The organism is uncultured Pelagimonas sp. (assembly GCF_947498515.1).
Classification (GTDB): Bacteria; Pseudomonadota; Alphaproteobacteria; order Rhodobacterales; family Rhodobacteraceae; genus Pelagimonas.
Genome location: NZ_CANMKO010000003.1, coordinates 442181 through 465637, shown reverse-complemented (window position 1 = coordinate 465637; position 23457 = coordinate 442181). Strand labels below are relative to the sequence as shown.

The following is a 23457-nucleotide window of genomic DNA, read 5'->3' as shown; positions in this document are numbered from 1 at the left end:
CCCTTGCAGACTTGACAGGACTGTCGTGATTCGTCCCAGCCTAAGGGAGATTCGCCAAGCTAAAGGAGCGCCAAGATGAAGAAACTGATTCTCTTAGGGGTTGTAGCGATATGGGCCGGGCCGGGGGTGGCACTTGAGGACGGGCAGCACGGTGTTTGGTTGCAAGACCAAGACGGGAAACGCATTCACATCGCATCCGTGGACGTCACGGATGGCGCCTATAAGCTGACTTTGGATGAGGCTCCATTTTCGGATCATTTCCTATCCATGCGGCCGTTCAAATGCGTCGATGGGCCTGAAATGCTGTGGTGCCATGTGCCGTATCCATATGAAATAAAACGCGATATTTCTAGTGACCCGACCGACTTGGAATATGATTTCCTGTTCCTTTGGAAAAAGGCGGGAAGCTACGGAATAGATATGTGGAATGGTGTCTACTATGAGCTGACCGAGCAGGACGGAAATCTGGTTGGTGACCTGCATGAAATGGATATGAATGTTCTTTCTGTTCCACCAGATGCGGGGGAATTGCGCCCGTTGAAACCAACGGATCTGGAACCCGGTGACCCGGATAGCCATTGGCTTCCCCAACTCGTGATCGGTCCAGAAGGATAAACCGTTTATTCAAACAAAAACAAAGCCGCACGATCAGAACCGCGCGGCTTTGCAGAGAAAACTAGACTGATAAGCTATTCAGAAATCTGCTTATTGTCCTGAGTGCTGATTGAGCCAAGGTAGGCTAGGATAAAATCCTGAACAGTACGGTCTTCGATGCCGACATGGCGCATTTTGGTGCCCGGCATAAACCCGTCATTGTCTTCCATCCATGCGCGTACGGCACCGGGTGTCCAAACAATGCCGGATGCTTCCATTGCGATGGAATAATCATAGCCCTCATAAGAGCCTGCGGCGCGATACAGGATGTTTTCCAGCGGCGGACCATAAGATGGGTCATCTGAATCTGCTGCGTGGCAACGGCGGCACGAGCGGTCGTACAAAGTTTGACCTGCGTCAATTTTGATTTTCTCAAACACGTCAGAGGCCGCAGCGGGAGCAGCGGAAAATCCAACGAGGGGCAAACAGGCGACGGCCATAGTTAGAAAGCGGTTCATGCGCATTCTCCTTTTGATTAGCTTGGCGCAAGCATAATTCGGTGCCGGGTGGGCTCACTTGATGCATATCAACGGGGGGGCGGTGCGTGGCTTGTCCAATGGTCGTATACCTATCCCAAGGTCTGCTGCTACGATCACGGCAACAAGCCTAGGGAGGTTGGCATGTCATTTATGAAGGTTTTACGCGGGAGTGCCGCAGCTTTGATCACTTTGGCCGGTGCCGCGTGGGCCGAGGCCCCGGTGTTGCGGGCCGCGGTCTTGCAATATGGTACCGTGAACTGGGAACTGGACGTGATCAAGCACAATCAGTTTGATGCAAAAAACGGTTTTGCGCTGGAAGTTCAAGGTGTTGCGGGCGGTTCCGCAGCCAAGGTCGCCTTTCAAGGTGGCGAAGCAGACGTCATTGTTTCCGACTGGCTTTGGGTCGCGCGTCAGCGCGCCGCAGGCAAGGATTTTGTCTTTATTCCCTATAGCCGCGCGGTTGGGGCTTTGATGGTACCTGGCGACAGCGAAGCCCAGACTTTGGCCGATCTCAAAGGTCAGAAAATCGGCATTGCAGGGGGACCTTTGGACAAGTCGTGGTTGATTTTGCAGGCTTATGCCGAGCAAGAACACGGTGTCGACCTCGCCGCTGAGACGGAACAGGTGTTTGGCGCGCCACCATTGATCTTCAAAACAGCACTTCAAGGTGAGCTGGGTGGGGCGATCAACTTTTGGCACTTCTTGGCGAAAATGGAAGCTGGCGGGATGAAGCCTTTGGTCACAGTTGATCAAGCCGCCGAGGCCTTGGGGTTGGACACGCAAACGCCGCTCTTGGGATATGTTCTTAAGGGCGAAATGCTACGCGACAATCCAGAACTGGTGCATGCCATGGCACAAGCGTCGCGTAACGCCAAGGATTTACTCGCAAGAGACGATGCTGAATGGGATCGTCTGCGCCCTCGTATGAATGCCAAAACGGATGCCCAGTTTGATGCTCTCAAGGCCGGTTTCCGGGCCGGTATACCGGACGCTGGGCCTGTTGATGAGGATGCCGCCGCAAAAATGCTGGCTTTGATGGCCAAGCTTGGCGGCGAGGATCTCGTTGGCAAGGCGCAAGACCTTCCTGATGGTATCTTTGTTCAACCGGGCTCCTGATGGCGCTGCAATTGGTGCATGATCAAAAACAGGACGGGCGGCGCGAAGTCGCCCGTATCGCGTTGGCTCGTTTGTCGCTAGGTGGTCGAGCGATCCTTGGACAAGTTGAGTTTTCACTGCATTCTGGGGATACTCTGGCCCTAACTGGTCCATCCGGGATTGGGAAAACCAGTCTTCTACGTGTTTTGGCAGGTCTCGAAACCCGTTTTGATGGCAAGATCATTAAGCCCACAAAAATAGCCGTCGTTTTTCAGGAACCCACATTGCTTTTGTGGCGCAACGTGATCGACAATCTCTGTCTTCCGCTTGGCGTGTCCCGAGCGGTGGCCGAACAGGCCCTTGATGAGGTGGGATTGGCAGGACGCGGCGCGGCCTTTCCGGGCCAGCTTAGCTTGGGGCAACAACGGCGCCTGTCATTGGCACGGGCTTTTGCGGCCAACCCCGATTTATTGTTGATGGATGAACCATTTGTGTCCCTTGACGATGACTTGGCCAATGAAATGATGTCGCTTTTTGAAACGCTTAGAGCGCGTCACGATACAACCACATTGATCGTGACGCATTCCGAGAGCGAAGCAAAACGCCTATGTAACCGCGTTTTGCGTCTTGATGGATCACCTGCAGTTTTAGTTTAATAGTTCGGCGTAAGTGTTTGATCTAAGATGACTTTGACCTAGATGGGTCATATCCCCACATTGCCAGAGCCAAAAAGCAGATCATCGCGAGAGATGTCCAAGCAAACGCTGCCAAGTTCATTTGCTGGTACAAAGCAAACCGAATAAGCTCTACGGCATATGTAAACGGGTTTGCGGCACATATGTCGTGCAAAAGTTCCGAGGACTCGGCCATTTTCCAAAGCGGATACAGGGCAGAGCTTAGAAAGAACATCGGGAAAATAACGAAGTTCATCACGCCGGCAAAATTCTCTAGCTGCTTAATAAAGCTGGACAGTGCCAAGCCCAACGCCCCAAGCATCAATCCAGCCAACAACAAGGCGGGAAAGACGGCGACATAGCCCAATGGTGGCAGAGTAATTCCAAATACTGCGGCAATCCCCAAGAACGCATAGCATTGCAGTATTCCGATGAAGGTCGCGCCGCAAAGTTTTGAAAACAATAGGAACCAACGTGGAAGTGGGGCCGTCAACAATAGACGCATTGATCCCATTTCGCGGTCATAGACCAACGACAGTGAGCTTTGCATGCCGTTGAAAAGAAGGATCATTCCACACAGACCGGGTACGATATACGTCTCGTATGTGATGTAGGTCTGATAGGGTGGCGTGATTGATAACCCGAGGGCGGCGCGAAATCCGGCTGCAAAGACCAGCAACCAAACCAAAGGGCGAACAAGGGCGGCAATGAACCGTTCCCTTTGATGGACAAACCTCAATACCTCACGGGTGGCAATGGCCCAAAATGCTGTTCTGTAGTGAGAAAAACCTGTCATGCTGGGGCCTTGGTCTTGGCTAGAAACCATGTCTGCAAATCCAATCCGTCACATAGATCCTTCGCCATGCCGTCTTGTAAAATTTGCCCTTGGTGCAAAAGAACCAATTGGTCGGTCATTTGGATTTCGTCCGTCAAATGGGTTGCCCAAAGAACGGTCATGCCAGAACAGGCAAGGCTGTGTACGTGGTCGGTAATGTCTTTGCGACTTTCAGCGTCCAACCCGACAGTTGGTTCATCAAGCAAAAGCACTGACGGGTTGTGGATCAAAGCGCGGGCCAATTCGGTTCGACGTCTATGGCCACCATTGAGGGCACGGACTTTTTCGCCGGACCGTTCGACCATATTTAGCCGGTCCAGTGCGGCATCTATTCGACGGTTTGCTAGTTTTCCCGACAATCCATGCAAAGCGGCAAAGTAGGAAAGGTTTTGCCGAACACTCAGGTCGAGATCCAAAGTTGGTTTTTGAAAGACGATTCCCATTTGTGCCAGAGCCGCTTGGGGGGACGCGGACAAATCATAACCTGCCACAGTTATTTCGCCCGATTTTGCCGTCAATAGCCGAGTCAAAAGGGCAAAAAACGTCGATTTTCCCGCACCGTTCGGGCCAAGCAAAGCCGCAAATTGCCCTTGCTCAACGGATAGATTGACATCTTTCAACGCCTGTTTTGGCCCATATGAAAATGAAAGATTTGAAACTTGGAGTGTCATAGCAATCCTGAGTTGGGCCGCCGCCTTTGGCAACCCAACTGTGCCGTGTTTCGGCAATTATTCAATGGTGATTTCCAGCCGTTGTGTCTCACCGGTCGAACCGGGGATTTTGAGATAGTATGACCCCGGTTTGATCGCCAGAAAACCGATCTCCATTTCGCCAGCCTCGTCAAACTCAACCGAATCCAACCCCAAGGGGCGAATTTCCAAACCCTCAACGACGATTTCGTCGATCCAAATCGCCCGGAAAAATTCGGGTCCGACAAGCGCGAGTTCTTGACTGCCATCTCCTTGGATCTCGAACTCGTAGTAGGTGCCGGATTTGAGAACCCAAGGCGCAGAGGTCAGCGGGATACCAGCCCCCAATTGGATTGGCTCCAGGTCTTCTTTGTTCTTGGCGGAAAGAACCCCCGCCAGTCCGAAATTGTTATCATCATCGTCGTCATTGTCCGCGAAGGCCGCAAAGGGCAGGGCAGCCGCCAAAAGAGCGGTGAGCAGAAACTTATGCATGGATTTGGTCCTTTTTCGCACGAATTACGTAATTAGTGGGCGTTTGAGGTCAGTTTGTCGGCCGAAAAGCGGCACCCCAAGGAAAGCGCCCAACCTTGATGGTTTTCTCGGCCTTGCGGCTTGCCACATCGACCATGGTGACATCGCCTGACACGCCATTGGTGGTGAACAGCTTGCTACGGTCTGCGTTGAAATCCATGTGCCAGACGCGCCGCCCGACAAGAATGTAGTCTTCGACTTCGTAGGTGTCGGCGTTGACAACAGCCAAGTGATTGGCAGGCCCAAGGGCAACAAAAGCGTGAGTATCGCCTTGGGTTAGTTCAAACCCAACGGGTTGGACCCGGTCCGGGTGTACGCCTTTGACTTTGAATTCGATCTTGGCCTTTTCGGCTTGTGTTGCGACGTCAAAAACTGTGATCGTTCCACCGATTTCCGAACTTACCCACAACTCGCTGCCATCTTTGACAAATTCGGCATGACGCGGGCGGCTATCGACCAGTGTATTGGCAAAGAGCTTTTGGGTTTCTGTATCGATCCAATGCGCCATATTGGTGGTTTCGGATGTGGTGATGGCGATTTTGCCGTCTGGGGAAACGGCCATACCCTCGGGCTCAATACCCACGTCAATTTGCGCGACAACCGTGCGTGATTGTGTGTCAACGACCGTCGTAATCGCGTCGTCCTCGTTGGCAATATAAAGGTGACGATCATCGGGATGGAGTACAAATTGCTCGGGGTCTTCGCCCGAGGGCAAGTCATGCAAAATCTCGCCGGTGTTCGGATCCATCACCTGAACCGCATCGCTATCGGAGGCACAGATATAGACAACCGAATAGTCCTTGGAAAAGGTGATGCCACGTGGGCGTTCACCGGTTTCTAGGGTGCGCGTAACTTCGAGGGTTTCCAAATCAATCACACTGATCGTGTCATCTTTTTCGTTGGTGACCCAGATTTCGTCGGCGGTTGCGGTGGTCGATAGCAGCAAAGCAGCGAGGACGGAGAGCTTTTTCATCGAGAGCTTCCTTTTGAAATGAGCGGGCGCAAAGGCCCGGAAAAGTAAGGGATCAGTCGAACTGAGAACAAGCAGATTCGGGTTTATCAAGGCCGAGCGTGTCGAGTTCGCTGCGTTGGTGCAAGAACCCCTCAAGCGGGGCTGACGCCACAAGGGCACCGCGATGGGCGAGGGTGATCGGTTGGCGCAACTGTCCGTTCCAGCTCCGATAAGTTAGCGGGCGTCCTTTGAAACCTGCCAGTTCAAACTGATCTGACAACAAAAAGTCGCGAAGTGATTGGGCATCCCCGGCCTGTGTCCGTGTCACGGCCTCTCCGATCGAGCGAACAGCGGCCCAAGCAGCATAGTCGCGGGGCAACATGGCCCGACCCGATTGTTCTTCGAAACGCGATTGCAACTGGGCTGCGCCCCATTGTTCAACAACGCGATCCCAGGCCTTGGCGGTCAGTCCATCGGCTCCGGCAACCGGACGTGGGTGCCAAGTATTAAACGGGATATAGCGTGCAAAATCATTGGCTTCGTCCGCGACAACCAAGACGTCGTAGTCGCCAAGGTCTTGGGTAAATAGCGGAACTTCTTGGGCGGCATTGCGGCGCATGTCCGCATCAAATGCCCATGTCTTGCGCGCGTCAATCGACATGCCGAATTTGCGCGCGGACGCTAAAACAGCTGCTGCATAAGCTTGGTCTTCGGGCTGCGTACCTTCGATCAGGGCAATATCGGACCATCGGCGTTTGACAAAAAACTGCATCAAGGCGTCGGTCTGCATCGGGCGGCTTGGAAAAGTATGCAAGAGATTGGCGCGGCAGTCTTCGCTTCGCAACGCGATGTCGGGGGCCGAGACGTTAAACAAAAGCGCGGCGCTGCTTTTCTCTAAGTCCGCGGCTCCAATGATGTGATCCGCCGGGGCATCCAAGACAATCAGGTCGGTTTTGGTCAAAGCCTCTGACACCGCTTGATTAAAATCGCCACCAACAGGGACGATTGTGATGTCTAAGGAATAGTTTTGACCCAGAAATCGGCCCGTGGTGGTGTTGTCTTCTAAGGCAAGCTGCGCGCCTTGCGCCCCGAGGTCGTCGGGAATCGGGTCAAGATTCGAAAGGGTTGGGAGCTGCTCAACTTCTTGATGGATATAGTGAATCACCACATCCAAAGCGGATGCTTGCGACGCAACACCGATGAACGCAGCGCAGGCCGCGGTCAAAAACTTGTTCATAATGTCCTCCCGTTAGCGACCAAGCTACGTGTTGCACGGATAGGCTCAATACGACCTATGTCGGAAATTGGCCTCATAGGTAGGGGCTGCGCGACACGAAAGTCCAATGGTGTTTAGGGCGGTGCTTGGCCTACTCCTTTTGCAACGGGAACGGAGACGATCCGGGAGGAGACATCATGACCAAACTGACACTGAGCACGGCTGTTCTGGCTGCAACAACATTTATTCTGGCACCAGGCTTGGCCTTGGCCCACGGCGATGTGGCACCGCAAGCGGTGGATACGACCGGCCTTCCTGAAACCGGTGAAGAATGGCTGACCGAGAACCCTTATCGCGCCGAAATCGTTGGCGAAGAGACATGGTCGCTGGCCATTGAAATCGGCTCGTCAGGCTATAACCAAAACTGCGCGCGCTGCCATGGTTTGGAAGTCATCTCGGGCGGTCTTGCACCGGACCTGCGCTTTTTGGAGGCCGAAGAATACGGTGATGAATGGTATGTAGAGCGGTATCAGTTTGGCTACACGCAAAACGGAATCACCAAAATGCCAGCCTTTGGTGAGCTGCTTGGTCAAGATGCGGCCTGGGCGATCCGGACTTACATCGAAACACGTCCTGATGACGATTCCATGGCTGATGCTGCGGGCGAGTTGAAAGCCATTCGCGACACATTGGCCGCCGGTGGCACCGATGTCGATGGCATCAAGGCGCGCTTGGATGAAATCGCCGCCAAGATTGAAACCGTTTCCGGCGCCCCCGTGGCCGATAGTGCCGCAAGCCGTGCCGCCAAATTGCTGGACGGGAGCGAAGACGGTGTGACCCGCGCAGCAGAAGCCTTGACCATCGGTTTGTCAGCGGCAAACTGATCGGATTGCAGAACGGGGCGGAGGACCGATCAGATGGTAGGGGACACAAATCTCATGCATGAGATTTGCAAAAGTTTTACAAGACTTTTGCGCGCGCGGCTTGTGGTTTGCGCCACAGTATTGGCGGTGCCTGTTGCCGGGTTTGCCGCCGACCCCTGCGCCGACCATGTGCCACAACCCAAACCGCAAAACGCCGGTCGTGATATTGTCGGGCAAGAGTTAGACCAGATTCTAGAGCAAGGGTTTATGACCTTTGCGCTCTATTCCGAGTATCCGCCTTACTCTTGGCAAGAAAAGGGACAAGCGCGGGGTGTTGATATTGATGTCGCGCGCTTGGTTGCCGAGTTTATTGGGGTTGAACCGCGCTTCAAGTTTGTCGCCGCTGGGGAAAACCTCGAAGCGGATCTGCGACACAACTTGTGGAAGGGGCCTATCATCGGCGGCGCGGTTAGCAATGTGATGATGCGCGTCCCCTACGATAGCGCCTTTCGGTGTCGCGTCGAACAGGTCGTGTTTCCGGGTCAGTATCACGAAGAAGGCGTTGCGATTGCCTATTCGACGCTTGCCTATGAAGATGACGATAAGCCGGTTCCGGCCTATTTCCGGTTTGATACCGTGGCTGTTGAAAACGATTCCATCGCCGATTTCTATCTGACGAGCCTCGGACGCGGTCAAACCGCCAAGGGCGTGCGACGCTTTGAGACAATGGCCGATGCCATGGACGCGCTGAACAAGGGTGAGGTCATGGCGGCGATGGGTCCGCGGGCGCAATTGGAGTTCCACGCAGGTGACACCGTGGCCATCCACGAACCGCCGCTGCCGGGGTTTTCCCGTGCCAGCTGGGTCTTGGGCACAGGTGTACATTTTGCCTATCGGCCTTTGGCTTATTCGGTGGGCGATGCCATCACCGAAGGCCTATCTGATGGCCGTATCGAGGCGATATTTAACGCCTACGGCCTCAGCTTTCATCCACCGCAATGGTGAAATTCAACCCATGGCTTAGGCCATTGGTCTAATATGCCCCTCGGGGCTGTGCGCCTAGGCTTGGCGCTAACGGAGAGGACAAAACCATGCATATGAGCGATTCCCGTGAGATCAACGCACCCACGTCAGAAGTGTGGGCCGCGATCTTGGATGCAGACGTTCTAAAGCAATGTGTTCCGGGCTGTACCGAAATGGCAGGCAATGCCAGCGACGGTTTTGACGCCACGGTTGTGCAAAAAGTTGGTCCGGTCAAAGCGACCTTTAAGGGCCACGTCACGCTATCCGATTTGGATGAGCCCAACAGCCTTCATTTGGCTGGTGAAGGCAAAGGCGGGGCCGCTGGTTTTGCCAAAGGTGGGGCCGATGTAACCCTAACTGCGACTGAAAACGGTGGGACTTTGTTGCACTATGAGGTCGAAGCAAAAGTTGGTGGCAAATTGGCCCAACTCGGGAGCCGCATTGTGGATGGGTTTGCCAAAAAGATGGCGGATCAGTTCTTTAACAACTTCAAAGACGCCGTCGAAGGCCCGTCCGAAGAGGGCGATGCCACCGAAGAGACCGGCGAAAAGAAAAAGGGCTGGCTCAAACGTATTGTGAGCTAAGCCAAGGAGATGCCGCCCCGGAGGATTGCTTCGGGGTGCACGAATTTAAGACTTCAAGGGAGGAGAGAAATGACAGAAGTGACCATGGTGGTGAACGGCAAGTCCGTCACCAAGTCGGTCAAGGGCAATACGCTCATGACCGAATTTTTGCGCGAAGAGCTTCGATTGACTGGCACCCACGTGGGCTGTGACACCTCACAGTGTGGCGCCTGTGTGGTTCATGTGAACGGCGAAGCGGTCAAAAGCTGCACAATGTTCGCAGCCGAGGCCAATGGTGCCGAGGTGAATACCATCGAAAGCATGGAAAACCCAGATGGGTCGCTTGGTGTGATCCAACAAGCGTTCCAAGATCACCACGGTTTGCAGTGTGGGTTTTGTACCCCCGGCATGGTGATGTCCGCGGCGGCGCTCCTCAAGGATAACCCTAAGCCAAGCGAAGCCGAAATTCGCGATTACCTTGAAGGCAATATTTGCCGCTGCACCGGGTACCATAATATCGTGAAATCGATCATGGCCGCCAGCGGTCAGGATGTTTCGAACATCGCGGCTGAATAAGCCCCAATTGATTTGAGTTCGCGGCGGGGAGGCCCGCCACGGGAATGATTTCCGTAAGATGGGGCTCACCCCATCGACCCAAGGGAGGGAACAGACCATGCCCAAGGATCATGGCATTGGCGCAAGCCCAAAGCGGCGCGAAGACGTCCGCTTTTTGACTGGCACCGGCAATTATACTGACGACATAAACGTTTACGGCCAAGCCTACGTTTATTTCCTGCGCTCCGATATGGCGCACGGCAACATCAAAAACATCGATACATCCGCCGCCGAAGCGATGTCTGGCGTGGTGAAAATCTTCACCGGTGCAGATTTCGAAGGTGTGGGTGGCATTCCCTGTGGTTGGGAAATCACCGACAAGAACGGCGACGCGATGCAGGAACCGGCCCACCCGGTTCTGGCCATTGGCAAGGTGCGCCATGTGGGCGACCCGATCGCAGCCGTCGTGGCCGATAGCCTCGAAGAGGCCCGCAACGCCGCCGAAGCCATCGACGTCGACATCGAAGAGCTTCCTGCTGTTGTTGACATGAAGGCCGCGCTGGAAGATGGCGCAACCAAAGTTCACGACGATCTGACAAGCAACCTGTGTTATGACTGGCAATTCGGCACGGAAACCGCGGATGTGGATGCGGCCTTTGCCGGGGCGGCACATGTCACCACGCTGGAGCTGACCAACAACCGTTTGGTGGCCAACCCGATGGAGCCGCGTGTCGCTGTTGGGGATTACAACCGGGCAGGTGACCATTCGACCCTGCACACCACGTCGCAGAACCCGCATGTGATCCGGCTCTTGATGGGCGCGTTTGTCTTGGGCATCCCCGAGCACAAGCTGACAGTTGTGGCCCCCGATGTGGGTGGCGGGTTTGGCACCAAGATCTTCCACTATGCGGAAGAAGCTTTTGTGACCTTTGCGGCCAAGGCCTGTAATCGCGCGGTCAAATGGACCTCGTCGCGGTCCGAGGCGTTCATGTCTGACGCGCATGGTCGTGACCACGTATCCAAGATCGAATTGGCGCTGGATGCCGACAATAATTTTGTCGGGCTGCGCACGGATACCTATGCCAATATGGGTGCCTATCTGTCGACCTTTGCCTCCTCGGTTCCGACCTGGCTGCATGGCACGCTGATGGCTGGTAACTACAAGACGCCCGCCGTACAGGTGAACGTCAAGGCGGTGTTCACCACCACGGTTCCGGTGGATGCCTACCGTGGCGCCGGCCGCCCCGAGGCGACCTATCAGCTGGAGCGGTTGATCGACAAGGCCGCGCGTGAGCTGAGCGTCGATCCGATGGCACTGCGCCGTCAGAACTTCATCACGTCCTTCCCATATGCCACCCCTGTTGCGGTGGAATATGACACCGGTGACTACAACGCCACCATGGACAAGATGGAAGAGCTGATGGACTTCCCGGGTTTTGCCGCACGCCGTGCCGCGTCGGAAGCCAAGGGGATGCTGCGTGGCCGTGGCGTGAACTGTTTCATCGAGGCTTGCGGGATTGCTCCGTCGAACCTCGTGGGGCAGCTTGGCGCGCGGGCCGGTCTCTATGATGCGGCGACCGTGCGGGTGAATGCCACCGGCTCGATCAGCGTCATGGTTGGGGCGCATAGCCATGGTCAGGGCCATGAAACCGTGTTCCCGCAGGTTGTGGCCGAGATGCTGGGCATCGATGAGGGCATGATCGACATCGTACATGGTGATACGTCCAAAATCCCATTTGGCATGGGGACATATGGCTCGCGTTCGCTAGCAGTCTGTGGATCGGCTATGGTTCGGGCGACCGAGAAAATCATCAACAAGGCCAAGAAGATCGCGGCCCACCTTCTCGAAGCGTCTGAGGGCGATATCGAGTTGAAAGATGGTCAATTCTCTGTTGCAGGGACGGATAAATCCGTGGCTTGGGGGGATGTGACACTGGCCGCTTATGTGCCGCATAACTATCCGCTCGAAGACATTGAACCAGGCCTCGAAGAGACCGCGTTCTATGATCCGGCCAACTTCACCTATCCGGCGGGCGCCTATGCTTGCGAGGTCGAGGTGGACCCGGAGACTGGCAAGGTGACCATCGAAAAATTCGTTTCGGCGGATGACTTCGGCAATGTGGTCAACCCGATGATCGTCGAGGGCCAAGTGCATGGCGGGATCGCTCAGGGCATCGGTCAGGCGCTGTTGGAAAACTGTGCCTATGATGAAAATGGTCAGCTCTTGAGCGCATCCTACATGGACTACGCCATGCCGCGCGCCGATGATTTGCCGCATATGGCAAATTATGTGGTAGATCATTCCTGCCAGACCCCATGCACCCACAACCCGCTTGGGGTGAAGGGCTGTGGTGAGGCCGGTGCGATCGGCTCCCCGCCGACCGTTGTGAATGCGGTGCTTGATGCGTTGAACTCGGGCAACCACGATGTCGAGCATATCGACATGCCAGTGTCGCCGAGCCGCGTTTGGGAAGCCATGAACGGCTAATGGATGAGAGGTGTGGACCGGGGCCAGCCCCCGGACCCCCGGAGTTTATTTGGCAAGATGAAGGGGCGAGAGCCGCTTTGATTGCCAAGGGAGGAATGAAAGAATGTATTCTTTTGACGTAGAGCGTCCGACCAGCGTTGCAGATGCAGCCACCGCGTTGGGCAAAGAAGATGCGCAGGCATTGGGGGGCGGGCAAACGCTTATCCCAACCCTGAAACAGCGCTTGGCATCGCCATCGGTTTTGGTCAGCTTGTCTGGCATTGATGAGATCAAAGGCGTTTCGTCTGATGGTGGCAAAATCACCATTGGCGGCGGCACAAATCACGCGACCGTTGCGGCCGAAGCGGGGGCCTATGCGGCGCTGGCGGATCTCGCCAACAATATCGGTGATCCAGCGGTGCGCAACCGTGGGACAATTGGCGGCTCTTTGGCCAACAATGACCCCTCGGCCTGTTACCCGGCAGCTGCTTTGGCGTCTGGTGCGACGATCACCACCAACAACCGTGACATCGCCGCGGACGATTATTTCCAAGGCATGTTCACCACGGCGCTGGAAGAGGGCGAGATTGTCACTTCGGTTAGCTTCCCGGTGCCTGAGGCCGCGTCCTATCAGAAGTTCGAACAGCCAGCGTCGCGCTTCTCGCTCGTGGGTGTGTTTGTTGCCAAATACGCCGACAGTGTGCGCGTCGCTGTGACAGGTGCCTCCGAAGAAGGTGTGTTCCGGTGGAGCGAAGCCGAAGCGGCTCTATCGGGTAACTTCAGCGCCGATGCCTTGGAAGGGCTTTCGGTATCGGGTGATGGGATGATCTCAGACCTGCACGGGTCAGGTGATTATCGCGCTCATCTGGTGAAGGTTATGACCAAACGGGCCGTTGCCGCCGCGAGCTAAACCTAATGACATTATTATGAAACGCCCCGCAAATTTGCGGGGCGTTTTTCTTTGTATCAATGGCTTAGGTGACTGCCTTCAAGTGGGTTCTTCACTCGGCTGGCACTTGGTTGGGATGGCCGGTAACACGCGGGGCGCGTTTTGACGCTTTGGCCTTGAGGATCAACGGCACACATTGTTGGTCATCATCGTGAATGGTGACGCAGTCCAGACATTGAAAACATTCGTCATACTGAATCGCCCCAGTTTGACGAATAGCACCGTAGTTGCATTTCACTTTGCACAATTGGCAGGGGCTACCGCATTCTATCCGGCGCGGAATCCATTTGCGGATGCGTAGCAAACCGCCGATTGCCATCAATGCCCCCAATGGGCAAAGATAGCGACAGAAGCCTTTGAAAACAAACAAACCTAGGATCAACCAAAGCGCAGCATAGGCGACATAATACCATTCACGCACAAAGAAGGTGGTGATCGCGGTTTTGAACGGTTCAATCTCCGCCGCTTTGTCCATGTGCTCGGGGGCGTAAACCGTCACCGCGACCAAACCGGCCAAGGCTAGGTATTTCAGTTTTTTCAGGTGTTGGTCGATGTGGCGGGGCACTTCATAGGTCGGAATGCGCAGCAAACGACCGATATGATGCATTAATTCCTGCATCGCACCAAAAGGGCAGAGCCAGCCACAAAACAAACCGCGTCCCCAAAGGACAAAGCCAACAATGGCCGCTATCCAAACCAAGAGCGAAAACGGGTCATAGAGCAAGAAGGCAAAGCTGCCACCGGCCATGGCGGTTTGCAAGGACGCCAAGGGGGTCACGATGGAAAGTTGCCCTTGGCCCCACCACCCAACGAACCCTAAAACCGCCGCCAAAACCGCCAATCGAATGGGGGTAAACGAGGCCAAGCCCGCAAGGCGAGATTGGGCTAGCAATAGCAAAGGGAGCAGAACGGCGAGGCCGATTGCCAACAGGATGAGATCGTCCCGACGGCTGCGAATGGCTTCTTCGAAAGGCGACAGACGTTCGACTTTGGCAGGGCGGGTAAAGAACCGCTCATCTGTGCTGAGGTCGGCCGCCAAAGTTACGGACCCGGTTTCGGGCTGGAACATTCCGTGTTCTCGAATGGCCGTGACATTCATCGTCCAAGGCGATGCCGGATCAAAGCCAAGGCGCCGATCTGTTCGCAGTATTAGGGCGACACCATCATGAAGCTCATCAGGTGCATCTTCGTGCAATTCGACGAAAAGGTCCGCGTCGCGTAGGGCAATCGGGAATCCGCCTTGCTCGGCGCCAATCCAATCAGGGGCGGTATTGCGCACAAACTCCGGTGACACCAAGCCATGGCGGGCAGTTTCAATCACCAAAATAGGTTCATCAAAGGTTGAGATCGAGGTGAACAGATCTAGCTCTTCAACAGTATCCTCAGACAACAAAGCCCGCGCGATTGACTTTGGCCCGAGATCCGCGACCCATAAATCCAAGAAGGGTTCGTCCGGAAAATCAACGGCTTCTGGGTCGTCGTCTTCCCAAATGGTGCCCTTAAACAACTCCTGAATTTCAGCATTTGTCACAGTTTGACGGCTGATCAACCCTTGATCCACCGCTTCCCGCCAGCTGAGGTTTTCATCCACGTCAGGGTTTGGAAAGGCAGGGGGCCCAGAGGCGATCCCGCCCATTTTCTCACGCGCAACTTGCAACGCGGCGGCCAGAATGGATTCATGTGCGATACGAACCGATGCTGTGGCTTTGGTTACGCCGTCGAGATAAACTAACCCGCTGCCGTCCGATCCTCCGCCGTAAGGTGTTCCAACGACAAGGCTATCGGAAATCGAATGGCCGCGATATTGTTCGAAAAAGGCGTGGAACGGTGCTTGGCCCAAACCGGATACAAAGATCGGTTCATTGTGGTCGATTAATTGAACATCCAAAAACCGCCCTTCAAGGTCCAGTACTACCAAGATATTGATGGGCGCGCCGGAAAAGCCCGGCAAGGGGGCCATTGGTTCGGTTTGAAAAACGTAACCGGCATGCGCACCGCCAGAATTCAGCAATTCGTAAATGCCATCATCGGAAAGCTGTTCGCCAAGCGACATAGGCGCAAATATTCGGGCGCTGATGTCTTCCTCGGTCGCGGGCTCGGCCCAAAGGCCCAAAGCGCTTAGACACCAAAGAAAGATTGCGAGAAAAAGTGTAGGTTTCATGCGGAAAATCTAAGCATGAGCAGCCTCGCCAGATATGCGACCTTGGTGCAAGGGGCAGGGGATGCGCGTCACGATATGGTTACCGGTAGGGAGATTGAAATGACACCAACCACACGAGCGCCGGCTCATATCACCATCCTGTCTTTGCTGGGTCTTGGAATTGTTTGGTTTGCTGCCGCGAAAATTGGCAATGATCCCGACATTTTACCCGGTCCGGCGGCCGTTTGGCAGGTGATTTTGTCAGAGTCCCAAAACGGCAAACTTTGGTTTCATATGTCTCAGACATTTGGCCGTGTGATTGCAGCGTTTTGTTTGGCGATGGGCGTAGGCTCTGCGCTGGGAATATGGCTCGGAAGCAGCCCGCGTGCCAACCGCTGGCTTGATCCTTGGGTGACAGTGATGCTCAATTTACCGGCGCTGGTCATCATTGTGCTTTGTTATTTGTGGATTGGCCTCAATGAGTTAGCCGCCATTGTTGCCGTGGCCCTTAACAAAACCGCCATGGTGACGGTGACCATCCGCGAAGGGGTGCGCGCGCTAGATCGTGGAGTGGCCGACATGGCCCAAGTCTATCGCATGTCATACTTGAGCCGTTTGCGGCATGTGATTTGGCCGCAACTTGGCCCTTTTGTAGCCGCCAGCACCCGCAATGGTTTGGCTGTTATCTGGAAAATCGTTTTGGTGGTGGAGTTTCTGGGGCGCTCAAACGGGGTTGGATTTCAGATTCACTTGTACTTCCAACTCTTTGATACAGCGTCTGTTTTGGCCTACGCCATCAGCTTTACATCGGTGATGTTGGCTGTCGAATACCTGATTGTGCAACGCTGGGAAGCGCGGGCCACAGCTTGGCGCGCTGTCTAGAGGCAATACAAAAAACGCCCGCCAAATGGCGAGCGTTTCTTGGTTGGGCTCTTGATGGCCCTAACGTCCTCAGTCTGTCAGTCTGGTATCACTTTCAATCGTCGTTTGAGACAACCAAACGCAAATGGCCGCGCTTGACTGTTGGGGTGTCTGTTTTGCCACGAATGGTTTTGCCAACCTTTGGCACACCTTGGGTTGTGGCGGCGTCATCGGTCGCCTTTTTGCTCATCATACCGCGGAACGGAGTCGCAGGTTCGCGAAAGGCCCGCTCTGGTGTCGGTTCTGGTTCAGTCACTTTGACGGGACGGCGATCAATAATACCAGAAGACACCGCCTGTTTCACTTCTACATTTGTGATGGTAAAGCGACGCGGGGTGCGCCCGATTTTGCCGTTGCTCACAAACACACCTAGGGCGCGGCTCATATCGCCAAAGTCAGAGCGCAGCGGCAAGAGCAACATGTGGCCTTCGAGGTCGGGCTTGCCAAAGCCACCTTCGGCTTTGAGATCAATCTTGATAATCGCCGGATCACCGAACAGCTTTGTTACGGCCTGACCAAAACGATCGCGATCAGATGGGGCAATCAGGCTCGACAGTGGCATGCCAGCGATCTGCATCCCCATCAGGTCGGACAGGTGAGAGCCAGCGACACGAATTTTAGCCATGCTGGGCGCAATCCGTTCCATCAAGAACGCATATTCGAGCGCGTTTTCCATACCGCGCGGGTCAATCTGGCTGCGCAACGGCACTTGATTGTCCTGGCACAGGCCAAGCCAATAGGCCTCTACATTGCGCAGAGGTGCCAGTCTTCTGTTTTTGTCGCGTTCAGACATCTGCACGATATCCCGACCGTTTCCACCATTGCCCAACATATATCCGCTCCTATCGTCTGGCGCGTCGTTGGAGGGCCCCCGTCCACCAATCCTGCGTAATCTTCGTTACTGAAGTATTACTAACAGGGCTTTGACGCAAATTCGCCTCAATTGTGTCCTATAGGTTAACACAACCTTCAGACGCTTGCCTTGAAGGCGAGGAGCCGATACGCCATTTCTGGCACAAGTGGAGGCTCCTGATATGCGGCAATCAATGACAGGGTTCGCGAGCAAACAAGGCTCTGGGCATGGGTTTGTCTGGGGGCTGGAACTGCGCGGCGTCAATGGCAAAGGGCTTGATCTTCGACTGCGATTGCCAGACTGGATTGAGGGCCTTGAAGTTGAGGTTCGCAAACGGCTAAATTCGGCGCTAAGTCGCGGAAATATACAGATTTCTTTGCGAGTTTCTTCCGAGGGGGCCGAAGGGGCTGCGCGGCTTGAAACCGGGCAGCTGAAAGCCGTTCTAGACGCCATGACCGAGATTGAAAATGAGGCCATGAACAAGGGGTTGTCTTTGGCACCGTCAACCGCCGCCGATATCGTCGGATTGCGTGGGGTTTTGACCACCGAAGCGGGGGATGTGGACCATGCGGCGCTGCGTGCCACAATTCTGACTGATTTTGACCATGCTTTGTCGGATTTCAGAAAAATGCGCGATTCAGAGGGGCAAAAACTTGCCGAAATCCTTGATCGGCAGCTCTCTGAAGTCGACTCATTGGTTAACGAAGCGGCCAATTTGGCCGAAATGCGTGCCCCGCAGCAACAAGAGCGATTAAAGACGCAACTGGCCCGCGTACTTGATAACGCGGATGCCGTCGACGAAGCGCGGATAGCTCAGGAACTGGCAATGATTGCGGTCAAGGCCGATGTGACCGAAGAAATTGACCGTCTGAAGGCTCATATCGCCGCTGCGCGGGAACTGATGGGGAGCAAAGGCGCGATTGGCCGGAAATTCGACTTTCTGATGCAAGAATTTAACCGCGAAGCAAATACTCTGTGTTCGAAATCCGGCGATGCCGAGTTGACGCGCGTGGGTCTGTCGCTCAAGACGTTGATCGACCAGATGCGCGAACAAGTTCAGAACGTGGAGTAAGACATGAGCGACCGCCAAAACAATCGGCGTGGCCTATTGATCATCCTATCCAGCCCGTCGGGCGCCGGCAAATCGACCCTGTCGCGCCGGTTGTTGGACTGGGATCCGAGCCTGAGTTTTTCCGTTTCGGCCACCACGCGCGCGCCACGCCCCGGTGAGGTCGACGGTGAGCATTATCATTTCCTGCAAGAGGATGCCTTTAAACGTCAAGTGGCCGATGATGGCATGTTGGAACACGCCCACGTCTTCGGCAATTTCTACGGCTCGCCCAAAGCTCCGGTTCAAGAGGCGATCGAATCCGGGCGTGATGTCTTGTTCGACATTGACTGGCAAGGTGCGCAGCAGATTGTGAACTCCTCGCTTGGGCAACACACGCTTTCGGTGTTTATTCTACCGCCCTCAATTGTTGAGCTGCGTCGCCGATTGATTGGCCGTGGGCAAGACAGTGATGATGTGATCGCCAAGCGCATGCAGAAAAGCTGGGACGAAATTAGCCATTGGGGCAGCTATGATTATGTTCTGGTCAATGATGATTTGGATCGGACCTTTGCCGATCTAAAAACCATTGTCACCGCCACACGCCTGCGCCGTTTGCAACAGCCGAGCCTCGTTGAACACGCCCGCAACCTTCAGACTGAATTTCAGGAGCTGTCATGACCGTTTATTCTTTGGCAGGCGTTGCGCCTGATGTTGCCGAAACCGCTTGGGTCGCGCCCGATGCCAATGTGATTGGCCGCGTAGTGATGGAAGACAAATCCAGCATCTGGTTTGGCTGTACAATCCGTGGCGACAACGAAGAAATCCGCATCGGCGCCGGAAGCAACATCCAAGAGAATGTTATCTGTCACACCGATTTGGGTTTTCCGCTGCAGATCGGCGCGGGCTGTACTATTGGACACAAGGTCATGCTTCACGGCTGTACCATTGGTGAAAATAGCCTAATCGGCATGGGCGCAACCATTTTGAACGGGGCCAAAATTGGCAAAAACTGTTTGATTGGGGCAGGGGCCTTGGTCACCGAAGGCAAGGAAATTCCCGATGGCAGTTTGGTCATGGGCATGCCGGGCAAAGTGGTGCGCCAATTGGATGAGGCCGCGATTGAGAAAAACAATTGGTCGGCCCTGCATTACCAACAGAATGCTGCGCTCTTTGCCAAGGAGCTGACAGAACTCTAACTGTCATCTCATCGTTACAAAACACCGTTAAGGCCGTTTGCGGCCCCGAAATGAAGGTCTTGGAATGAAACCCACCCTGCAACGTCCCGTCGCGATTCCGACTAGCCAATCCATGGCAGTTGCCACGCCGATCATGCCATCGGTTGTCTATGCCTCGCAAACGCCAGATGAGCTGGACTCGCAATATGCAGGCGAGGTTCAGGGCTATACCTATGCCCGCGAAGGTCACCCCAATGCGGATGTTTTGGCCCGTCGGATTGATGCGCTAGAGGGCATGGATGGCGGTATTATCGTCGGATCAGGCATGGCGGCGGTTAGCGCGGTTTTGATGGGCTTGTGCGAGCAAGGTGATCATGTGATCGGCGGAAGCCAGCTTTATGGCCGCTCTTTGCGGATGCTCGCCGAAGATTTGCCGCGCTATGGCATCGAGACATCGCTTGCCGATACGACAAATGCCAAGGCCGTCGCCGATGCAATCAAGCCCAACACCAAACTGGTCTTGGTCGAAGTGGTTTCAAACCCAACCATTCGGATCGCCGATCTTGACGGCATCGCCGAGGTTTGCGCCGCCAAGGGTGTTCTGCTTGTTGTCGACAACACTTTTACCACGCCCGCCGCGCTAAAGCCGATTGAACATGGGGCCGACATTGTTTTGCATTCGGTCACCAAATTGCTGGCGGGGCATGCGGATGTGACATTGGGTTGGGTTGCGGCCAAAGACCCGGCGTTGATGGAGCGGATGACCATCTATGCGGTGACCCATGGCCTAACCGGGAGCCCCTTTGATTGTTGGCTTGCGGAACGTGGTTTGGCGACGTTTGAACTGCGCTACGATCGCGCGCAGCAAACCGCACAAAGATTGGCAGACTTCTTGGCGGTTCAACCCGGTGTCAAAATGGTTGCCTATCCAACCCGACCCGATCATCCGGAAAGCGCCCGCGCCCAGAGTCTGTTGCGGGGCAAAGGGGCCAATATGGTAAGCTTTGAAATCGAAGGAGGACGCGCGGCGGCCAACGCCTTTACGTCTACCGCATCCGAGTTGGCTTTTGCGCCGACACTAGGCGATGTCGGCACAACGATTTCGCACCCCAATTCCTCGTCTCATCGTAACATTCCCGAAGCCGAGCGCCTTGAGAATGGCATAACCGAAGGGTTCTTTCGTGTCTCTGTTGGGCTCGAAGATCCGGATGCATTGATCGCGGCCTTTGATAAGGGCCTAAAGGCGGCAAGGACCAGTTAATGCAATGTGATGCCGCCCCTTTTGTGACCGCAGTGCCTTGGCCCGCACTTTTGATCCGAGCAAACGAACGGATTGAGGCGGCGAATGAACCGGCCTTAAAGCTATTGGGCACGGGAATTGAGGGGCGGCATTTTATTACGGCCCTGCGTCAGCCGATGTTGATTGAGGCCATTGAGGCCTCTCTCACGGACGCAAAGCCGCGCAAAAGTGAATACCTCACCAACGACGGCCAGCAGGACACCACATATAAGGTATCGGTGCGTTTTGTGGAGTCGACACCGGAGCCAGCAGTTTTGGTGTGTTTTGAGGATGTCACCGCCTTTGAACAAGCCGGGCAGATGCGCCGGGATTTTGTCGCCAATGTCAGCCATGAGCTGCGTACGCCTTTGACCGCCTTGATTGGGTTTATCGAAACCCTCAAAGGTCCAGCTCGAGATGATGCCGGGGCGCGGATGCGTTTCCTTGATATTATGGATGACGAATCCAAGCGGATGAACCGACTGGTAGGCGATCTTCTTTCGTTGAGCCGGGTTGAGGCCGAAGAGCGGGTGCGCCCGACGGAAATTATGTCCCCGGCGGATGTGATCCGAACCACCGCGCATAGTTTGAACGCCTTGGCCAAGGACTCTGGCGTTGAGTTGAAAACCGACCTGCCCGATGCGGATGTTTCAATTGTCGGGGACCGGGATCAAATCCGACAAGTTCTTAATAACTTGGCGGAAAACGCCATCAAGTATTCTGGCGCAGGCTCCGTTGTGACCCTGTCTTTGACCGGTCCAACCTATGAACCGCGGTTACGTTCACAAGCTGTTCGCTTGATCGTGTGTGACACGGGGCAGGGGATTGATGCCCATCATATTCCGCGTTTGACAGAACGGTTTTACCGGGTCGATAGCCACCGCTCCCGCGAGATGGGGGGCACTGGCCTTGGTCTGGCGATTGTAAAACATATCGTCAATCGCCACCGAGGACGTCTTGAGGTGGTGAGTGAAAAAGGCCGGGGCACCTGTTTCACGGTCATCTTGCCCGTCAATTAGATTCCGCCCCACGCCAAACACGGTATTTTGTGGCCATGAGCGTTACATGATCTGACTTTGGCCACCGGTTTCTAAATCGTTTAGTGCCAATAAGAGCGGGCTTTCGATTCTTGTCATCGTCTTTGGTGTCACAAAAGGCGTCACCAAACGGATTTGGGCGTCTTTTTGCGGTCTTAATTGTTAAGACTGCAAACCCGTTTTTCACTTTTAAACTGTTGTTTTGCAGTGGCTTAATTCGGTCACCTCACGTCATGCAGAGGTGTTTCATAAAACCGTTACATACCTGTCACAAAAGCATTGCGAGACGTTAATACTTCAGGCCCCGGAGATCATCACAGGGATGATCGCAGTTAAGTAACTTTTCAGGAGTTCACCATGACCGTGAAACTGACCGCTTCCGTGCTGGCAATCGCCGCCGTTTCTGCTTCTGCCGCTTTTGCTCGTGACAACGTGCAGGTCGCCGGTTCTTCGACCGTTCTTCCTTATGCTTCGATCGTTGCCGAAGCCTTTGGCGAAAACTTCGACTTCCCTACACCTGTTGTTGAATCTGGTGGTTCTTCTGCTGGCCTCAAGCGTTTCTGCGAAGGTGTTGGCGAAAACACCATCGACGTTGCCAATGCGTCGCGCAAAATCAAAGACAAAGAGATCAAAGCCTGTGCCGAAGCCGGTGTGACCGACATCATCGAAGTGCGCATCGGGTATGACGGCATTGTATTCGCCTCGCAAATCGACGGCCCAGCCTACACATCCTTCCAGCCGGTCGACATCTTCAACGGTCTGGCCGCTAAAGTTGTCAAAGACGGCGCACTGGTTGAAAACACCCACAAGCAGTGGGCCGATTTCAACGCAGACCTGCCAGCCGCCGACATCGCCGCGTTCATCCCCGGCACCAAGCACGGCACACGCGAAGTGTTCGAAGAGAAGGTTCTGGTTGAAGGCTGCAAAGAAGCCGGCGCATTTGACCTCTATATGGCCGAAAACGGTGGCGACAAGAAAGCCGCTGGCAAAGCCTGCTTTGAAGTTCGCACCGATGGCGTTTCTGTCGACATCGACGGCGACTACACCGAGACGCTTGCCCGTGTTGACGCCAACCCGAACGGCATCGGCGTATTCGGTCTGGCCTTCTATGAGAACAACACCGACACACTGAAAGTGGCTACAATGGGCGGCGTTGCGCCTTCCACCGAGAGCATCTCGACCGGTGAATACCCAGTGTCGCGCCCGTTGTTCTTCTACGTCAAGAAAGCCCACATCGGTGTTATCCCTGGCCTGAAAGAATATGCTGAGTTCTTCGTATCCGAAGAGATTGCTGGCTCCGACGGTCCTTTGTCCGAGTATGGCCTCGTGTCTGACCCAGAGCTGGAAGCCACTCAGGCGGCGGTTGCCGATGAGAAAACCATGATGGAAGGCATGTAAGCCTTACGTTACGGACGGGGCGGCATATTTCGCCGCCCCTTTTGCCTTTTAGGACCTT

The 23457-nt window shown here is 54.8% G+C and carries 24 protein-coding genes; 16 read left to right on the top strand and 8 right to left on the bottom strand.

Annotated elements, in window-relative coordinates; all coding sequences use genetic code 11:
• The first annotated feature begins 75 nt into the window (after window positions 1–75).
• On the top strand, window positions 76–615 hold the full coding sequence (locus tag Q1A43_RS08610; RefSeq protein ID WP_299934177.1) for a hypothetical protein: 540 nt from the start codon (window positions 76–78) through the stop codon (window positions 613–615).
• A 74-nt stretch (window positions 616–689) separates the two neighbouring features.
• Here Q1A43_RS08610 and Q1A43_RS08605 read toward each other — a convergent pair whose 3' ends face one another.
• The gene (locus tag Q1A43_RS08605) at window positions 690–1112 is read right to left on the bottom strand and encodes a c-type cytochrome (protein ID WP_366139992.1); all 423 of its coding nucleotides are present in this window, start codon (window positions 1110–1112) and stop codon (window positions 690–692) included.
• Window positions 1113–1283: 171 nt separating this feature from the next.
• Between Q1A43_RS08605 and Q1A43_RS08600 the strand changes: the two genes are divergently transcribed.
• A complete protein-coding gene (locus Q1A43_RS08600) occupies window positions 1284–2249 on the top strand; it encodes an ABC transporter substrate-binding protein (RefSeq protein WP_299934236.1) in 966 nt (321 codons plus the stop codon).
• Complete coding sequence (locus Q1A43_RS08595) at window positions 2249–2884, top strand: ATP-binding cassette domain-containing protein (RefSeq protein ID WP_299934175.1); 636 nt, start codon at window positions 2249–2251, stop codon at window positions 2882–2884. The genes Q1A43_RS08600 and Q1A43_RS08595 overlap by 1 nt, the downstream gene beginning before the upstream one ends.
• Before the next feature lie 22 nt (window positions 2885–2906).
• Here Q1A43_RS08595 and Q1A43_RS08590 read toward each other — a convergent pair whose 3' ends face one another.
• From Q1A43_RS08590 to Q1A43_RS08570, 5 genes are read right to left on the bottom strand one after another with little or no spacing between them, the layout of a single operon-like run.
• Window positions 2907–3698 (bottom strand): ABC transporter permease, encoded by a 792-nt coding sequence (locus Q1A43_RS08590; protein ID WP_299934173.1) that lies wholly within the window; start codon window positions 3696–3698, stop codon window positions 2907–2909.
• Complete coding sequence (locus tag Q1A43_RS08585) at window positions 3695–4408, bottom strand: ABC transporter ATP-binding protein (RefSeq protein WP_299922329.1); 714 nt, start codon at window positions 4406–4408, stop codon at window positions 3695–3697. The genes Q1A43_RS08590 and Q1A43_RS08585 overlap by 4 nt, the downstream gene beginning before the upstream one ends.
• Before the next feature lie 57 nt (window positions 4409–4465).
• Window positions 4466–4918 (bottom strand): hypothetical protein, encoded by a 453-nt coding sequence (locus Q1A43_RS08580; RefSeq protein WP_299934171.1) that lies wholly within the window; start codon window positions 4916–4918, stop codon window positions 4466–4468.
• A gap of 49 nt (window positions 4919–4967) precedes the next feature.
• Window positions 4968–5930 (bottom strand): YVTN family beta-propeller repeat protein, encoded by a 963-nt coding sequence (locus tag Q1A43_RS08575; RefSeq protein ID WP_299922325.1) that lies wholly within the window; start codon window positions 5928–5930, stop codon window positions 4968–4970.
• A gap of 52 nt (window positions 5931–5982) precedes the next feature.
• Window positions 5983–7146, bottom strand: coding sequence for an ABC transporter substrate-binding protein (locus tag Q1A43_RS08570; protein WP_299934169.1), 1164 nt, complete (start codon window positions 7144–7146; stop codon window positions 5983–5985).
• Between the two features lie 176 nt (window positions 7147–7322).
• Between Q1A43_RS08570 and pedF the strand changes: the two genes are divergently transcribed.
• The 6 genes from pedF to Q1A43_RS08540 all read left to right on the top strand — a co-directional run bounded on the left by pedF (window position 7323) and on the right by Q1A43_RS08540 (window position 13506).
• Complete coding sequence (gene pedF / locus Q1A43_RS08565; protein ID WP_299922321.1) at window positions 7323–8009, top strand: cytochrome c-550 PedF; 687 nt, start codon at window positions 7323–7325, stop codon at window positions 8007–8009.
• A gap of 87 nt (window positions 8010–8096) precedes the next feature.
• Window positions 8097–8993, top strand: a complete 897-nt coding sequence (locus tag Q1A43_RS08560) for a transporter substrate-binding domain-containing protein (protein ID WP_299934167.1) — start codon at window positions 8097–8099, stop codon at window positions 8991–8993.
• Between the two features lie 86 nt (window positions 8994–9079).
• Window positions 9080–9595, top strand: coding sequence for a CoxG family protein (locus tag Q1A43_RS08555; RefSeq protein WP_299922317.1), 516 nt, complete (start codon window positions 9080–9082; stop codon window positions 9593–9595).
• Window positions 9596–9664: 69 nt separating this feature from the next.
• The gene (locus Q1A43_RS08550) at window positions 9665–10150 is read left to right on the top strand and encodes a (2Fe-2S)-binding protein (RefSeq protein ID WP_299922315.1); all 486 of its coding nucleotides are present in this window, start codon (window positions 9665–9667) and stop codon (window positions 10148–10150) included.
• Window positions 10151–10247: 97 nt separating this feature from the next.
• Window positions 10248–12617 carry a xanthine dehydrogenase family protein molybdopterin-binding subunit gene (locus Q1A43_RS08545; protein WP_299934165.1) on the top strand — a complete coding sequence of 790 codons (2370 nt, stop codon included), beginning with the start codon at window positions 10248–10250 and terminating at the stop codon, window positions 12615–12617.
• A 103-nt stretch (window positions 12618–12720) separates the two neighbouring features.
• The gene (locus Q1A43_RS08540) at window positions 12721–13506 is read left to right on the top strand and encodes an FAD binding domain-containing protein (RefSeq protein WP_299934162.1); all 786 of its coding nucleotides are present in this window, start codon (window positions 12721–12723) and stop codon (window positions 13504–13506) included.
• Window positions 13507–13597: 91 nt separating this feature from the next.
• Here the strand turns inward: Q1A43_RS08540 and Q1A43_RS08535 are convergent, their stop codons facing one another.
• Window positions 13598–15706, bottom strand: a complete 2109-nt coding sequence (locus tag Q1A43_RS08535; protein WP_299934160.1) for a 4Fe-4S binding protein — start codon at window positions 15704–15706, stop codon at window positions 13598–13600.
• 99 nt (window positions 15707–15805) lie between these two features.
• Here Q1A43_RS08535 and Q1A43_RS08530 point away from each other — a divergent pair, with 99 nt between their 5' ends.
• Entirely contained in the window at window positions 15806–16567 is a 762-nt protein-coding gene (locus Q1A43_RS08530; protein WP_299934158.1) for an ABC transporter permease, read from the top strand.
• Window positions 16568–16661: 94 nt separating this feature from the next.
• On the opposite strand, the gene Q1A43_RS08525 is transcribed toward Q1A43_RS08530, so the two are convergent.
• On the bottom strand, window positions 16662–17438 hold the full coding sequence (locus tag Q1A43_RS08525; protein ID WP_299922305.1) for a PAS domain-containing protein: 777 nt from the start codon (window positions 17436–17438) through the stop codon (window positions 16662–16664).
• A gap of 214 nt (window positions 17439–17652) precedes the next feature.
• On the opposite strand from Q1A43_RS08525, the gene Q1A43_RS08520 reads away from it, so the two are divergent.
• The 6 genes from Q1A43_RS08520 to Q1A43_RS08495 all read left to right on the top strand — a co-directional run bounded on the left by Q1A43_RS08520 (window position 17653) and on the right by Q1A43_RS08495 (window position 23399).
• The gene (locus tag Q1A43_RS08520; protein WP_299934156.1) at window positions 17653–18531 is read left to right on the top strand and encodes a YicC/YloC family endoribonuclease; all 879 of its coding nucleotides are present in this window, start codon (window positions 17653–17655) and stop codon (window positions 18529–18531) included.
• Window positions 18532–18534: 3 nt separating this feature from the next.
• Complete coding sequence (gene gmk / locus Q1A43_RS08515; protein ID WP_299934154.1) at window positions 18535–19188, top strand: guanylate kinase; 654 nt, start codon at window positions 18535–18537, stop codon at window positions 19186–19188.
• Complete coding sequence (locus Q1A43_RS08510; RefSeq protein WP_299934152.1) at window positions 19185–19706, top strand: gamma carbonic anhydrase family protein; 522 nt, start codon at window positions 19185–19187, stop codon at window positions 19704–19706. The genes gmk and Q1A43_RS08510 overlap by 4 nt, the downstream gene beginning before the upstream one ends.
• Before the next feature lie 64 nt (window positions 19707–19770).
• Window positions 19771–20946, top strand: coding sequence for an aminotransferase class I/II-fold pyridoxal phosphate-dependent enzyme (locus Q1A43_RS08505; RefSeq protein ID WP_299934150.1), 1176 nt, complete (start codon window positions 19771–19773; stop codon window positions 20944–20946).
• Window positions 20946–21983: an ATP-binding protein gene (locus tag Q1A43_RS08500; RefSeq protein WP_299934148.1), complete on the top strand. Its 1038-nt coding sequence runs from the start codon at window positions 20946–20948 to the stop codon at window positions 21981–21983. Before Q1A43_RS08505 ends, Q1A43_RS08500 begins: the two co-directional genes overlap by 1 nt.
• A gap of 375 nt (window positions 21984–22358) precedes the next feature.
• A complete protein-coding gene (locus Q1A43_RS08495; protein ID WP_299922293.1) occupies window positions 22359–23399 on the top strand; it encodes a substrate-binding domain-containing protein in 1041 nt (346 codons plus the stop codon).
• Window positions 23400–23457: the final 58 nt, after the last annotated feature.

What these genes read in the sequence shown, in the direction of transcription:
- Q1A43_RS08535 (WP_299934160.1), bottom strand. Translation starts at nt 15,706, where the DNA reads ATGAAACCTACACTTTTTCTCGCAATCTTTCTTTGGTGTCTAAGCGCT.
- Q1A43_RS08585 (WP_299922329.1), bottom strand. Translation starts at nt 4,408, where the DNA reads ATGACACTCCAAGTTTCAAATCTTTCATTTTCATATGGGCCAAAACAG.
- Q1A43_RS08505 (WP_299934150.1), top strand. Translation starts at nt 19,771, where the DNA reads ATGAAACCCACCCTGCAACGTCCCGTCGCGATTCCGACTAGCCAATCC.
- Q1A43_RS08590 (WP_299934173.1), bottom strand. Translation starts at nt 3,698, where the DNA reads ATGACAGGTTTTTCTCACTACAGAACAGCATTTTGGGCCATTGCCACC.
- Q1A43_RS08540 (WP_299934162.1), top strand. Translation starts at nt 12,721, where the DNA reads ATGTATTCTTTTGACGTAGAGCGTCCGACCAGCGTTGCAGATGCAGCC.
- Q1A43_RS08520 (WP_299934156.1), top strand. Translation starts at nt 17,653, where the DNA reads ATGACAGGGTTCGCGAGCAAACAAGGCTCTGGGCATGGGTTTGTCTGG.
- Q1A43_RS08550 (WP_299922315.1), top strand. Translation starts at nt 9,665, where the DNA reads ATGACAGAAGTGACCATGGTGGTGAACGGCAAGTCCGTCACCAAGTCG.
- Q1A43_RS08500 (WP_299934148.1), top strand. Translation starts at nt 20,946, where the DNA reads ATGCAATGTGATGCCGCCCCTTTTGTGACCGCAGTGCCTTGGCCCGCA.
- Q1A43_RS08530 (WP_299934158.1), top strand. Translation starts at nt 15,806, where the DNA reads ATGACACCAACCACACGAGCGCCGGCTCATATCACCATCCTGTCTTTG.
- Q1A43_RS08545 (WP_299934165.1), top strand. Translation starts at nt 10,248, where the DNA reads ATGCCCAAGGATCATGGCATTGGCGCAAGCCCAAAGCGGCGCGAAGAC.
- Q1A43_RS08610 (WP_299934177.1), top strand. Translation starts at nt 76, where the DNA reads ATGAAGAAACTGATTCTCTTAGGGGTTGTAGCGATATGGGCCGGGCCG.
- Q1A43_RS08600 (WP_299934236.1), top strand. Translation starts at nt 1,284, where the DNA reads ATGAAGGTTTTACGCGGGAGTGCCGCAGCTTTGATCACTTTGGCCGGT.
- Q1A43_RS08495 (WP_299922293.1), top strand. Translation starts at nt 22,359, where the DNA reads ATGACCGTGAAACTGACCGCTTCCGTGCTGGCAATCGCCGCCGTTTCT.
- Q1A43_RS08525 (WP_299922305.1), bottom strand. Translation starts at nt 17,438, where the DNA reads ATGTTGGGCAATGGTGGAAACGGTCGGGATATCGTGCAGATGTCTGAA.
- Q1A43_RS08595 (WP_299934175.1), top strand. Translation starts at nt 2,249, where the DNA reads ATGGCGCTGCAATTGGTGCATGATCAAAAACAGGACGGGCGGCGCGAA.
- Q1A43_RS08580 (WP_299934171.1), bottom strand. Translation starts at nt 4,918, where the DNA reads ATGCATAAGTTTCTGCTCACCGCTCTTTTGGCGGCTGCCCTGCCCTTT.
- gmk (WP_299934154.1), top strand. Translation starts at nt 18,535, where the DNA reads ATGAGCGACCGCCAAAACAATCGGCGTGGCCTATTGATCATCCTATCC.
- Q1A43_RS08555 (WP_299922317.1), top strand. Translation starts at nt 9,080, where the DNA reads ATGCATATGAGCGATTCCCGTGAGATCAACGCACCCACGTCAGAAGTG.
- Q1A43_RS08605 (WP_366139992.1), bottom strand. Translation starts at nt 1,112, where the DNA reads ATGAACCGCTTTCTAACTATGGCCGTCGCCTGTTTGCCCCTCGTTGGA.
- Q1A43_RS08570 (WP_299934169.1), bottom strand. Translation starts at nt 7,146, where the DNA reads ATGAACAAGTTTTTGACCGCGGCCTGCGCTGCGTTCATCGGTGTTGCG.
- pedF (WP_299922321.1), top strand. Translation starts at nt 7,323, where the DNA reads ATGACCAAACTGACACTGAGCACGGCTGTTCTGGCTGCAACAACATTT.
- Q1A43_RS08510 (WP_299934152.1), top strand. Translation starts at nt 19,185, where the DNA reads ATGACCGTTTATTCTTTGGCAGGCGTTGCGCCTGATGTTGCCGAAACC.
- Q1A43_RS08575 (WP_299922325.1), bottom strand. Translation starts at nt 5,930, where the DNA reads ATGAAAAAGCTCTCCGTCCTCGCTGCTTTGCTGCTATCGACCACCGCA.